The sequence below is a fragment of the Amphibacillus sp. Q70 genome (genome assembly GCF_052055485.1).
In the GTDB taxonomy this organism is placed as follows: domain Bacteria; phylum Bacillota; class Bacilli; order Bacillales; family Amphibacillaceae; genus Amphibacillus.
In genome coordinates this window covers 1982464-1995366 of record NZ_CP197171.1, presented here as the reverse complement: position 1 = coordinate 1995366, position 12903 = coordinate 1982464, and the positions used below count along the sequence as shown (strand labels likewise).

General features: G+C 35.7%; 10 protein-coding genes. 4 read left to right on the top strand and 6 right to left on the bottom strand.

All coding sequences use genetic code 11. The features are described 5' to 3' along the window. Nucleotides 1-149: 149 nt before the first annotated feature. From ACS127_RS08790 to ACS127_RS08770, 5 genes are all read right to left on the bottom strand, one after another. Nucleotides 150-332 carry a hypothetical protein gene (locus ACS127_RS08790; RefSeq protein ID WP_440898042.1) on the bottom strand — a complete coding sequence of 61 codons (183 nt, stop codon included), beginning with the start codon at nucleotides 330-332 and terminating at the stop codon, nucleotides 150-152. A 36-nt stretch (nucleotides 333-368) separates the two neighbouring features. Next, nucleotides 369-824 (bottom strand): hypothetical protein, encoded by a 456-nt coding sequence (locus ACS127_RS08785; RefSeq protein ID WP_440898041.1) that lies wholly within the window; start codon nucleotides 822-824, stop codon nucleotides 369-371. Further along, entirely contained in the window at nucleotides 821-1150 is a 330-nt protein-coding gene (locus ACS127_RS08780; protein ID WP_440898040.1) for a PadR family transcriptional regulator, read from the bottom strand. Before ACS127_RS08780 ends, ACS127_RS08785 begins: the two co-directional genes overlap by 4 nt. Nucleotides 1151-1964: 814 nt before the next feature. Further along, on the bottom strand, nucleotides 1965-3131 hold the full coding sequence (locus tag ACS127_RS08775; protein ID WP_440898039.1) for a nucleotide sugar dehydrogenase: 1167 nt from the start codon (nucleotides 3129-3131) through the stop codon (nucleotides 1965-1967). A 287-nt stretch (nucleotides 3132-3418) separates the two neighbouring features. Beyond that, complete coding sequence (locus tag ACS127_RS08770) at nucleotides 3419-5383, bottom strand: right-handed parallel beta-helix repeat-containing protein (protein WP_440898038.1); 1965 nt, start codon at nucleotides 5381-5383, stop codon at nucleotides 3419-3421. An 83-nt stretch (nucleotides 5384-5466) separates the two neighbouring features. Between ACS127_RS08770 and ACS127_RS08765 the strand changes: the two genes are divergently transcribed. Beyond that, the gene (locus ACS127_RS08765) at nucleotides 5467-6222 is read left to right on the top strand and encodes an AraC family transcriptional regulator (protein WP_440898037.1); all 756 of its coding nucleotides are present in this window, start codon (nucleotides 5467-5469) and stop codon (nucleotides 6220-6222) included. A gap of 16 nt (nucleotides 6223-6238) precedes the next feature. On the opposite strand, the gene ACS127_RS08760 is transcribed toward ACS127_RS08765, so the two are convergent. Then, nucleotides 6239-7069, bottom strand: a complete 831-nt coding sequence (locus tag ACS127_RS08760; protein ID WP_440898036.1) for a PD-(D/E)XK nuclease family transposase — start codon at nucleotides 7067-7069, stop codon at nucleotides 6239-6241. A 1593-nt stretch (nucleotides 7070-8662) separates the two neighbouring features. On the opposite strand from ACS127_RS08760, the gene ACS127_RS08755 reads away from it, so the two are divergent. From ACS127_RS08755 to ACS127_RS08745, 3 genes are read left to right on the top strand one after another with little or no spacing between them, the layout of a single operon-like run. Further along, nucleotides 8663-9640 carry a sugar ABC transporter substrate-binding protein gene (locus ACS127_RS08755; RefSeq protein ID WP_440898035.1) on the top strand — a complete coding sequence of 326 codons (978 nt, stop codon included), beginning with the start codon at nucleotides 8663-8665 and terminating at the stop codon, nucleotides 9638-9640. Next, the gene (locus tag ACS127_RS08750; RefSeq protein WP_440898034.1) at nucleotides 9637-11085 is read left to right on the top strand and encodes a sensor histidine kinase; all 1449 of its coding nucleotides are present in this window, start codon (nucleotides 9637-9639) and stop codon (nucleotides 11083-11085) included. The genes ACS127_RS08755 and ACS127_RS08750 overlap by 4 nt, the downstream gene beginning before the upstream one ends. Continuing rightward, nucleotides 11078-12616, top strand: coding sequence for a response regulator (locus ACS127_RS08745; RefSeq protein ID WP_440898033.1), 1539 nt, complete (start codon nucleotides 11078-11080; stop codon nucleotides 12614-12616). The genes ACS127_RS08750 and ACS127_RS08745 overlap by 8 nt, the downstream gene beginning before the upstream one ends. Nucleotides 12617-12903: the final 287 nt, after the last annotated feature.

The window sequence follows — 12903 nt, the reverse complement described above, 5'->3', positions numbered from 1 at the left end:
GTTATCTTTTTGATCGTGCAAGAATAAGTGTTTTTCTTATTCTGAGTCCCAGTTCCAAGACGTGGTGTTTTTGTAAGCCAGTCTGATAAGTACAGAATGAGCTGCCTAAACAGCCCATTCTTGCTAAGATAGTATTTGACTATTCACTATCAATTTTTCATTATCTTGTCTGCTCTATGTGCACTTAAAAATAGAACCACCCATGATACCACAACAAAAAACACCCAATAACTAATGTTGTATAGCGCCAATACTATCGCGATACCTGACAATATTATAGACGAAATCAAGCCAGATACTACTTTTATATCTTGCAAAACTTTGACATTCATTATTTTACCTCACCTCAACAAAAACTGAAGATACGTTTAACTGTTCGACTTATCGAACTTTAATTTACCAGTAGGAAGGAAGACATCCTCTTTTTGAGTAACATTAATGACTCGCATAATACCTCTTACTACACCCATAACATAACCAATAAAAATTCCCAATCCAACACCAACCAGCAACAATGACTTAGGTGATATTTCTAAAATTGAGGGCGTGTTATTTCCAATCCAATACCCACCGAACATACCTATAAATATTACTGAACCTATAATCAAGAAACGATTTAACACAGAAGCAAGCATGACATTGCGAATTTTCTTATCCATATTAATAATCCCCTCAACTAAATTTAAAAATCTTACATCGATGGCATTAATAAATACATCAATAACGTCTTTCAAGGAAGGATTCCTCTGTTCCAAAATATATAAGAATTCTTCTTCATAACGTTCTCTCCATTTTTTAGGATACAAATAGATTAGCCACTTCATATTAGACCTAACCTCTCAAATCCTAACTTAGTAACAATTTCAATTTCTTTTAATTTTTCTTGTAGATACTTTCTGCCTTCAGAAGTAATTTGATAAGGTTTTTTTCTGTCTTTTGATGGGATAGCCTCAATTAATTTTAATTTCTCCATTCGACTAATTGCACCGTATAACGTTCCTGGTCCAATTTTAATGTCGTAGGAATTTTCAATATCCTCCATGATTGCATAACCATGTTTGTTTCCTTCAGCTAAACTAATTAAAATAAACAAAGTTGGTTCAGAAAATCGATCAGTTGAACTCACAGGATTTTTGTCAGCTCCTTTCATTTATTACACCAAACGTTATAACGTATAACGTAATAGTAAACCATACAAAAATAGCTGTCAATGAGTTTTGCACTTTTCATTTGATTATTCGCTTAGAATCATAATTGTTCTACACAATAATCCAAATGTCAGTCAGTTTTAACTTGTAAATCTAGCTATAAAAGTTGAATTTATTAAAAGCTAGGTTCCAATATTTTGTAACAAGGAGCCTAGAAATCTCGAATAAATACTGCAAATTATCCTTGTGATAAATTTCGAGAAGCCAAATAAAAAAGGTACTGTTGCCCAATAAAAAATAGATTGTATAACAGTTTTTTTATCTGACTAGACAAGCTGAACTACTCGAAAATTATTGTCATTCTGACTGCAACACTTGAACCCATTCGAGTAAGCGCTAATCAAGTAAATGGGGTTGAGAAATAAACATGGAAGGACATTTCATGATTACATGCTATTCAAAATGGCTTAACTCCTGTTTGCACGTGTATTTGTCAAGTAGACACTTCTCGAAAATGTCCACTATAATGATAAGCAATTTTCAGAGAAAATAGAGCAAATCTATAGGAAACGGAAAATAGATGTTGAATCCGTTTTTGGATTTTGGAGTTTCATTCGACTGTCAAGACGCGGAGCCCCTAAAGTTCATAATAGATTAGGATTTGCGTTAATTTAAGTAAAAATAAGGAAACTCAATTCCGTTAATAGGTAAAATATTAAAAAAACGATTGTGTTTATCAAAAATAGATAAACACAATCGTTTTTATTCATGTGGACTAGTTTTGTCCCAATCTTTGCCTCAATAATTTGAATTGGGTCAATCTCTATGGTATAAATCTCTCGTATAGACTTTAGCTTTAACGTCTTTTATCTCATCAGTCAATCGATTAGCTACAATGACATCTGACATTTGTTTAAATTGATCAAGATCTTTCACAACTCGAGAATTATAGAAAGTCACTTCATCCAATACAGGCTCATAAATAATGACTTCAATCCCTTGTGCTTTAATTCGCTTCATCACACCTTGAATTGAAGATGCTCTAAAATTATCTGAACCTGTTTTCATTGTTAAGCGATGAATGCCAACAATTTTTGGTTTCTTAGCTAGGATCGAATCTGCAATGTGATCTTTTCGTGTTCGATTCGCATCGACAATTGCTCGAATAATATTGTTTGGTATATCCTCATAGTTTGCTAATAATTGTTTGGTATCCTTCGGTAAACAATAGCCCCCAAAACCAAAGGAAGGATTGTTATAATGACCACCGATTCGCGGATCAAGCCCCACTCCTTCGATAATTTGTTTGGTGTTTAGTCCCCGAACCTCTGCATAGGTATCCAGCTCATTGAAAAAGGCAACACGAAGAGCAAGATATGTATTGGCAAATAATTTAATCGCCTCAGCTTCTGTTGAGTCAGTGAATAAAACATCAATATCCTCTTTCTCTGCACCCTCGACTAATAGATTAGCTAATCTTCGTGCTCGGTCAGAAACCTCACCAATTACAACACGGGATGGATAAAGGTTATCATATAGTGCCTTCCCTTCTCGCAAAAATTCTGGTGAAAAAATAATATTTTCTGTTTTATATTTTGCTCTAATCCCTAAGGTATAGCCAACTGGAACGGTTGATTTAATCATCATTGTTGCCTGTGGATTGATATCTAACACATCTTCAATCACTTGTTCAACACTACTTGTGTCAAAAAAATTCTTTTTCTCATCATAGTTCGTTGGTGTTGAAATAATGACATATTCAGCGTCTCGATAAGCTTCAGTTGGAATTGTCGTTGCGGTAAGGTTGAGTTCTTTCGTTGCTAAAAATTTTTCAATTTCATCATCAGCAATCGGTGATGTTTTCTGATTAATCAAATCGACTTTTTCTCTAACAATATCTAACGCATATACCTCATGTTTCTGTGCTAAAAGAACAGCAATAGATAAACCGACATACCCTGTACCTGCTACTGCAATTTTCATTTTTACACCTCTTTAAAAAATATTTTTGATTCATTCGCTTGATTACTAGATTTCTATTCTTTAATAATCTACTCGAATGACCAACCTCCCGTTGTGATTATTTTCAATCAATCACAATTATAACACATGCTCATTATTTCACAATTTAATTAAGTAATCTTTTAACACACTTTTTGCTTAAACTAATATTGCTAAAATTCAGTCTCACCATAGAATAATTAATCCATACTGCTAACTGTTAATACATACTAAAGGCTAGAGCAGTTCACACCACTCTAGCCTTTTATTTATCCCCAAATCTTAATGTAGTTTTTACCTTTTTTCAAAGTACTTATAGGTCCGACTGTGCTTTCCTCTGCACGCTTTTCATCAAGTAAATCTTTATCAATAACTAAGTTTGATCCATCTGGATTTTCAAATTCAGCGTCAGCAATTCTAACTCGTGTTAAAGACACTGTTGATTGAACTTGACCAAACATATCATCAAATGATGCCGGCAAGTCACAGGATAGGAACACCTCATCTCCTTGATCGACAATTTCAAATTGCGGATCAAATTTAGCATCGATCCAATTATCTTCTTCACTTTCATATGCTTCGGCACCATTCAAGTATGCGTTGCGATTGATATAGACAGGTTGCTCCACCGTGGCAAAAGATTCATGGTCACCATGCTTTTCATGAACCGCCTCAATATAATTTTCTAATGACGTTGGATAATCCTTAAAGTGAGAGGTGCCAACCCCTGTCATTCCCTCTTTTCCAAAATAGAGATTGTTATAAAAACGATCATCGCCTCCATAAATAAAAGCAAATCCGGCTACTTTTGTACTATGGGGTAGATGATATTGTGTTGAGCGATCCAGCTCTTTACGATGAATCATTTTTCCAGCAAATAAATTATTAATGTAAGCCCCTCCCTGCGCAACATTATCAAGTGCGTATGGAGAAGCCAGAATATTATTATCTACAAGGTATGGTCCATGACTCACTTCAACAAATAAATCTCGATTATTGCGATAAAAAATATTTCGGTTAATACGAGTTCCTTGCGTCTGCCAATCTAGCCAAAGTCCTAGTGAACAATTATGAATCCGGTTGTGTCGAATTTGAACATCAATCGCCGCATGGAGTTTGATTCCGGCAATTTCATGACCATAAAATTCACGTTTTAAAGCAATGTTATAAATATGGTTATCATAAATTTCACTAAAGACACAGCCTAAATGTCCAACAATCCCATTTTGACCACAGTCATAAATCGTATTATGACGAATAATATGGGAACCAATTGTTTCCTTGCTCCAACCTTGTCGTTCAGCGGCGAAAACGGATTCCAATTGATACTGATAGCCCGGTTTGTCTTTACGAACCGAACGATAATGATGACCCGTTGACTTTTCCTTGCCGATACTAATTGCACTACATTTGGCATCATGAATGATATTACTTTCAATAATCCAGCCTTTACTCCAATTGGGTCCAATTAAACCTGGCTGGTCAGCAGTTGGAGGTGACCATGGAGAAGCGGCATGAGCCATTTCAAATCCTCTTACTGTTATATAATCGATCCCGATTTCTTCAGGATAAAAACATGATCTTCGGACATTGACTTCTACCAATTCCTCATTTGGATTTGCCCCTTGGAAATTGGCATAAATCGTTGTTTGATCATGATCAACTTCTGCATACCAAACATATTTAGTCTGTTCTGGATTGTGAACTGGGACGACTTGTCTTGTCCAGTGATCATACGTTTCTGTTTTAATTTCAGGTGCTTTCAATTGTTCAAAATCACTGACTTCATAGAAAGACATACCATTTAAATAAACATCACCTAAATGCTTCGTTTGTTCAACAGTGACAAGCCAATCACCAAAAATCTCCTCTTGATAAGGATTATAATCGCCAAATAGATCATTAGAGATAACTGCTCGCCAAATATTTCCTTCAATAGATTCCCAATTTTCAATTACTTCAGATCCTTTAATAGCAGCGTTTTCACCTTCTGCAACTTGATAGATAATTCTTCGGTTATCACTTAACCCTTTAACGCGTGGTTTGACCCATTCACGATAAACACCTTCGTGAACGGTTACAGTATCTCCTGGTTTGGCAACTGAAGCTGCTTTGTTTATTGTTAAAAACGGATCCTCTTTTGTTCCTTGGGCACGATCTGAACCATTTTTTGCTACATGATATTCCATCTCATTTTCCCTTCCTTTCACTTTTGTATCCTTGATTACTTTCATTATAGTTAGAATCAGTTAGACACTTCTATTCAAAATGTTGTATAATTTAGGACAATATTCGTGTTTAAAAGGAGGGAATTGAAATGGTCTTTTTTGAAAAACATGGTGTTGAGGAGAAAGAATTTTTCCGTTATTTTTCCTTAACAGACCATCACTTCCCGCTTCACTTTCATCGAGCCTATGAGCTTATTTTCGTTAAAAGTGGGGAATTATTGGTGACAATTGATCAAACAGTATATCACTTAAAACAAAATCAACTCACCTTTATTTTTAGCAATCATATTCATGAATTCAAAACAATTGATCAGTCTGAAATAGTCATTATTCTCTTTTCTCCTGAATTAATTGGGGATTTTTTCACCCAATATAAAGGGTTAAGTCCGAATAATCCAGTACTAGAACTTAAAGAGCTGCCTAATTTAGCTGAGTTCAATTCTATTTACAAACAAAAAAGCTTTATTTATCAGATTTGTGCTAGCCTAATCGATCAAACTGACTTTAGCAAAGTTGAACAATCAACAAAAACGAAAGTACTCCATGGCATCCTGCTTTACGTCGACGAACATTACCAAACGGATTGCACCCTTAAAGATGTCGCTGAGTATTTGCGCTATGATTATCCGTATTTATCAAAGCTGTTTGTTCAAATGACAAACATGACCTTCACTGATTATTTAAATCATTATCGTATTTCACAGGCATGTTATTTGTTAAAAAATAGTGGTCGACCTGTTGGTGAGATTGCTAATCATTGTGGGTACAATCAGTTACGTACTTTTCATCGTAACTTTAAAAAAATTACCAAACAATCACCTAGAGCATACCGAGAACAAGTGTAAAGCGGTCTAACCAATTTTAGAGCAGTGGAATGACCAATGCCAGATCATCTAATTCCTGCATCGTTAAATCGGTCAGATTGATAATTTGCTGAGTAGAAAAACCAGCCTTGATCATATTCATTGCAATTCGCTCTTTTTCGAGGAGCTGACCATGTTCTTCCCATTTTTCTAAACTGAGCTGATCTTCTTTTACAACAATAGGGTCTTTCGCTGTTAATCGCGTTCGCTGATAAAGATGGTTTGCTAACTTGAAGTATGGATCCCTTTTGATCAAATGATGAAATGAATCAGGAGTGTGTTTTCTTCCAACATAGCTAATAAAATAAAGCCATTTCTCTAAAGTAGATTTAGGCTCCTGGTTGGTAAGCTTTAGCAATTCTAAATAATGAATTTCTATTTTTTGTTGGGGACCGATTTGTGGTGACCGAATGGTTTGATAGCAATTATGATAATGGCTGCATTCCTGCAAGAGATTAAAATTTAACAGATGAATAGAGAATCGAGTTATTCTGCTATTTACTTCTGTCGGTTCATTATTGTGATTAAAAGTTAACGCACTTGATTGACTTTGAAAATAATCTTGCTGATGGACTTGAATCCTGATTTCGACAGACTCTTCTGTCCGTGTCCGCGCTTTTACATCCAAACCTAGCTGTAGGTCTCTCAGTAAATAACTCTTTTGCCGTTGCTGACTCATAATGTGCTCAACCGGACTCGGTAATGATTCGGCTAAAACAGCATTGATAAAATGGAGTAAGACAACTTGACTTGCCCGAGACTCCTGGAAAAAAACGCGTTCAAACACTTGCTGGAGCAGGATACCTCCTTTTACTTCCATTGGATTCATTTTTCTTCATCACTCCTTTTCTCATTTAAAGTAACATATGATATTTCTTTTGTAAAAAAGTTCCTTCCTTTAAAATCAGGTGAATTGTCATCGTGAATTTCTTACTTTTAATTGAATAAGTTAAAAAGGTATGATTATTTAGCAAGATTTATCTGATGATGAAGATTTTGTGAAGCCATTAAAATGAAGTATATGCGGATCTAAAATTTGCATATGGACACGCGATGATTATGCGATAGCTCTATTTTGCATATAAACACACGCCAATTCTGATACTTGCTTCAATAAAACAAAAGCGCAGAGCGCCCGTTCAGCAACGTACGAACTGTGCCCATGTATCATGGGTAGATCGATGTTGCCACGCAAAGTGGCGGTTTTTATCGATCATTACAATCAAAAGCTCAAGGTGAAATGATGGATAGAGTGCTTCTATCACTCATTACAATCAAAAACTCATGCTCAAATGATGGATAGAGTGCTTCTATCACTCATTACATCGAAAACTCATGCTCAAATGATGGATAGAGCCCTTCTATTACTCATTACAATCGAAAACTCAAGCTCAAATGATGGATAGAGTGCTTTTCTATTCCTCATTACAATCGAAAACTCATGCTCAAATGACGGATAGAGCCCTTCTATTCCTCATTACAATCGAAAACTCATGCTCAAATGACGGATAGAGTGCTTCTATTCCTCATTACAATCGAAAGCTCAAGCCAAAATGATGGATAGAGTGCTTCTATTCCGTTTTTCTAATATGGGTAAAAAATGCTGTTGCACAACTTACCCTATTGTGCGACAACCCTTTCAGAAGGATTTCCTGAGTTCGTAGTTTGTACCCATAGCAAGCTTGAAATTGTAAAATGAGCCATACAAAGTTGGTTTACCTAACTTCTTCATGTCTTTGAGCTTAGAATAAATATTTTCTTATTCTGAGTTCCAAAGAGATTATTCCATGGAGCAGTAATTTTAAAAATATTAGGAAACCGAATGAACGATTCTGGCTAAAGCACGTGATAGGATTTTTCTATTTGGCATTTCGATTTGAACGGTAGGTAGAAAACGCGTGATAGAAGCTTTTATTTAGTATTTTGACATGAATGACTGGTAGAAAGTCGTGATAGTTCCTTTCATCTATCTTTTAGAGATAAGCAAAACGAAACATTATTTATTTATCACAATATAACTAGCTGGTTGGCCCAAGTACCACGTTCTGGGGGCTGCGGTTACCAATGCTGTCAGGTTAGTAAAATTAAATTCAAAGGGTCATGAAATTGGTTAATGGAGTATTTTTCCATAGCCGTTGTATCAACTTGACAACATTACCGTGATTATTCGCGCCACCGAAGAGATTTGTGCGCTGTCCCTCGACTGAATGAAGTTTCACTTTATAATCCTCGTTGAGTGTGATTTGTTCTAAGTGGGTATATTACTGGATTAAATGATAAAGAAACAAATGGTTTTTCTTATAATAAAAGTAAAACATTGTGTATTTCTCAATATCCATGTAAGATAAAGTTGAACTTAAAATGATCGGAATTAAAAACTAACAATAATGGCCTGATCGATCTAATGACTGGGGGAATGTCGATGCGTAAAAGTGTAATCGCTTTAATTGTTGCTGTATTCGTTTTTCTAGCTTATTTTACTTTCACGTCTTTAGCTCGTGTGGTGCGTTCAGATTGGCAAGAGCCTTTGCCGATCAGTCAAACAGAACAACAGCATCGGCTTGTTCTGATCACTCAAGATATCGATGTTCCCTTCTGGGAAGCAGTGATTGAAGGAGCAGAGACACAGGCGATTCAAGATCAGGTGATGATTGAGGTATTAGGTAATTATGGTCATAATGAAGAGGAGTTTTTTCGGAATTTAGAACTTGCCATCCATTCAAAAGTTGATGGAATCATTGTTCAAGGTTTAGATTCAGAGGAATTTAAAGACTTAACAAAAATAAAAGCCGCCTTTCATAGTATTCCAATTATCACGATTGCTCACGATGTTCCGATGGAGGAAAGCTTACGCCGGACCTATGTTGGGTCTGATCATTTTGAAGCGGGACAACATCTAGCTGAGCAGTTGGTTAAAGACATGGGAGAATCTGGAAAAGTTGTACTATTTTATGATCAGGAGCAGCATTTTTATCAGACGGAGCGTCAGGCAGGAATCGAACAAGTTCTTAATCAATATCCAAATATAAGGGTCATTCCAACTGAAACAGCGGATACGAAGGATGAAATTACGACAACCACTCAAGCCCTATTAAATGATCATCCCGATGTCGATGGTTTTATTGTTACAAAATCAACGATAGCATCAGGAATGATTCAGGAAATCAGCCGTAGAAAACAGGTCGAATCACTTGCCATTTATACATTTGATGACCATTCCGATCTTGAGCACTTATTGGCTGAAGGAAAAGTAGATGCTGTTGTTCAACAATCACCAAGAGAAATGGGCCGTTTAAGCGTTCAATTAATTGTTGAGTGGCTAAATGGCGAGACGGTTCCACTTGATTTTGAGGGATATTTTACTGAAGTAGAGATTGTGAAAGCAGCTGATATGGAATGAATACGATTCGAAGAAAGATCCTTACCTTAACAACGGTTACTGTCGTTATGATGCTTGTTATTTGGTTAGCCCTAACTGTTTACAATCGTCAAACTCAAGAACAATATAACGAAATTTTACAACGGTACTTATTATTGAATGAGGTAAATGTGTCGAGTCAACAGTTAATTACCGATTTAAATCAGTATTTATCCACGTCTTCGACAGATCATCTTGGAAAAATTGATCGTGTTAAGCAGGAGCTTAGTGACAATGAAGCAAATATTTGGGCACTGGGCTATCAAGAAAATGAATTTGAATTAGTTAACTATATCCATTTGACTGATAGTTTAATAGAGACGGTAGATCGTTCCATTAGCTTGCATGCACAGGAGGACTCCGAATCTGCCATTCGTGAATTTAACGATGCCTCCCGAATAGCTAATTATATTTCAGATACGACCTTAGCCCTTGTCGATAAAGAGTTGAAAACATATGACAGTTTTTACCGACATATTATTAATCAATCGACTGATATTAACCAACTAGGAATTTGGCTATTTTTATTTCTAACGTTTAGTTTGATCATAATGACCTATACGATTTCGCGCAGTATTACACGTCCGATTTATCAATTAACAGAGGCGGCTAATGAGTTGTCTCAAGGTCGCTTTGATTCCGAAGTTCAAGTCGACTCAAATGATGAAATGGCCTTTTTAGCAAAAACATTTAATCGGATGCGGTTAAATATCAACAATCTTATTTCTGAAATTCAATTGAAGGCACAGTTAGAAAAGGAATTACAAGAGAGTAAATTGCTGTTGCAAGAAAGTCAATTTCGGAGCTTACAAAGTCAAATTAATCCTCATTTTCTATTTAATACATTGAATACCGTTTCAAAGAAAGCTTATTTAGAAGGGGCGATAGAGACGAGTGACTTACTCGTAGATGTGGCTGGTTTATTACGCTATAATTTAAAGCAATTAAATCGTTCAGTCACTTTATATGATGAAGTGACTGTATTAAGACAGTATATTGATATTCAAAAGACACGCTTTACCGATCGCCTTCAATTTTATGAAGATATTAATCCAAATGTTTTAAATATAAAAATTCCTGCTTTAACCCTACAACCAATCATTGAAAATGCAGTGATTCATGCAATCGAACCTAGAGAAGCGGGTGGACAGTTATATTTTCGCATTATTAATCAAGCTGACTCCGTTTTAATCGAAATTGAAGATGATGGTCCAGGAATGAGTGAAGAGAAAAAACAACAATTAAGTCAAGGAGTATTAGTGCAGAGAGAAGGTCATTCAACGGGAATTGGATTTACTAATGTGATTAAGCGGCTCCGCATTTTTTATGGGTCAGACGATTTAGTTAAGATTGATAGTCAATGTAATCAAGGAACAAAAGTGAGTTTACAACTTCCTAAACAAAAGGGGGTCACTCAAGATGTTTAAGATATTGATCGTTGATGATGAGGAAATTGAGCGTAAAAGTATGAATGTCATTCTATCTGATGCTTTCTCAGATCTTGAAATAAAAGAAGCTAAAAATGGTAAAACAGCTGTTGAGTCTGCAAGAACTTTTGAACCTGATCTGATCTTAATGGATATTAAGATGCCAGGTATGAATGGTTTAGCAGCAATTGAACAAATCAAAAATGAATCGCAACACCCTAAATTTATTATGGTGACAGCCTATGATACTTTTGCTTATGCCAAACAAGCTATAAAGCTCGGAGCTAAAGATTATATCTTGAAGCCAAGTAAAGTGAGTGAAATTACATCTACAGTTGGACAAGTGATTGATCAAATAAAAAAAGAAAAGGAAGCCGATACGAAGCAGGCAAAACAAAACCTTCATTTTCAAAAATCTAAACGTGTGGTCGAAACAGACATGGTTACACAGTTATTGTTTGATCATGTTCATGATGTGCATATTGATATGATGATGGAGATGCTTGAGATCAAGTCAACTGAGCAGATTTTTGTTTTTGTTGTTTTGCTGCCAGAAGGATTAGAGAATCAATATCCAGCGACAGTCAATCGAATTAAGCAAGCAGGAAATGTCTGGGTTGGTGCCCTTTATGGCAGGCAGTTTCCGGTCATTGTATTTCGTAACCAAAAGAAGACCTTCCGTGCTCAGGCGACGACATTGGTTCATCATACTTTTAAAAAAAATCGAGATACAATTGATCAAGGATGGATAGTCGGTATCGGAAATCCATATGATTCACTTGATCAAGTGCAGAAATCGTACCATGAAGCGTTAATTGCGATGTTCGACATGGATCGTTTGAACCAATATCGTTTTTATCAGGATGTTCCCGTTGGTGATAATCGTTGTGATCATCAATTTGAAAAATATCGGAATCACCAATTTTTTGATCAGGTCCGTTTAGGAGAGTGGGATAACATTGCCCAAAAATTTGTTTCTCTTATTCAATGCTATGAAAAAGAACATACGCCACTCAGAAATACTCAGGAGAGAATATTAGAGCTGATTTGGATGATTGCTAGAATACTAGATGAAATGAATATTCATGTGGAATGGGAATCGATCAAACTCTATAGCCAAACCTATCAGCAATTTATTGAGGAAATTCGTTTGTATCTCAAGCGCCTTAAAAAGCGATATCATGACTATCATCACGATTTAGAACTTGATAGTATTAAACAGATTAAACAGTACATTATTGACCATTCTAATGAAGATATTTCACTTGATTTTTTAGCAGATCGTGCTGGGCTAAGTACGATTTATATAAGTAAAATGTTTAAGGAAAAACTAGGTATTAATTATATTGATTTTTTAACTGAATGCCGAATCGAACAGGCAAAAACATTGATTCAAGATCCGGAAAAAAGTATTAAAGAAATTGCCCTGGATGTCGGCTATCATGATCCAAACTATTTTAGTAAAGTTTTCAAAAAGTCAACTGGTGTTTCACCCATGACTTATCGAGAAAAAAGCCTAGTTAATCATTAACTATGTTATAGCTTAAACATCTAAAATATCAGCATGTGTCGCAGTTAAAATGAGTGGAGCATCCCCACCGTCAGAATAAGTGGTTTTCTTATTCAGAATCGCAATGCTCTTGGGGCGATTGAGTAACCGTACTGTGGAAAGCTGCGAAGCAATGAGATGGTAAGCATAATGATTTTGAGTTTCAAAGGAGATATGTGAAGTAGCAAAAACACTAAGACTCTAGGTATAAGAAAGACTAGTCATCCAAAGCATTCTCACGACATTTTATTTGAACAATGAAGCCAGCA

Bases quoted from the DNA above. Each gene is read 5' to 3' on its own strand.
- ACS127_RS08790 (WP_440898042.1), bottom strand. From the start codon at position 332: ATGAATGTCAAAGTTTTGCAAGATATAAAAGTAGTATCTGGCTTGATT.
- ACS127_RS08745 (WP_440898033.1), top strand. From the start codon at position 11,078: ATGTTTAAGATATTGATCGTTGATGATGAGGAAATTGAGCGTAAAAGT.
- ACS127_RS08765 (WP_440898037.1), top strand. From the start codon at position 5,467: ATGGTCTTTTTTGAAAAACATGGTGTTGAGGAGAAAGAATTTTTCCGT.
- ACS127_RS08770 (WP_440898038.1), bottom strand. From the start codon at position 5,383: ATGAAAGTAATCAAGGATACAAAAGTGAAAGGAAGGGAAAATGAGATG.
- ACS127_RS08785 (WP_440898041.1), bottom strand. From the start codon at position 824: ATGAAGTGGCTAATCTATTTGTATCCTAAAAAATGGAGAGAACGTTAT.
- ACS127_RS08775 (WP_440898039.1), bottom strand. From the start codon at position 3,131: ATGAAAATTGCAGTAGCAGGTACAGGGTATGTCGGTTTATCTATTGCT.
- ACS127_RS08760 (WP_440898036.1), bottom strand. From the start codon at position 7,069: ATGAATCCAATGGAAGTAAAAGGAGGTATCCTGCTCCAGCAAGTGTTT.
- ACS127_RS08755 (WP_440898035.1), top strand. From the start codon at position 8,663: ATGCGTAAAAGTGTAATCGCTTTAATTGTTGCTGTATTCGTTTTTCTA.
- ACS127_RS08780 (WP_440898040.1), bottom strand. From the start codon at position 1,150: ATGAAAGGAGCTGACAAAAATCCTGTGAGTTCAACTGATCGATTTTCT.
- ACS127_RS08750 (WP_440898034.1), top strand. From the start codon at position 9,637: ATGAATACGATTCGAAGAAAGATCCTTACCTTAACAACGGTTACTGTC.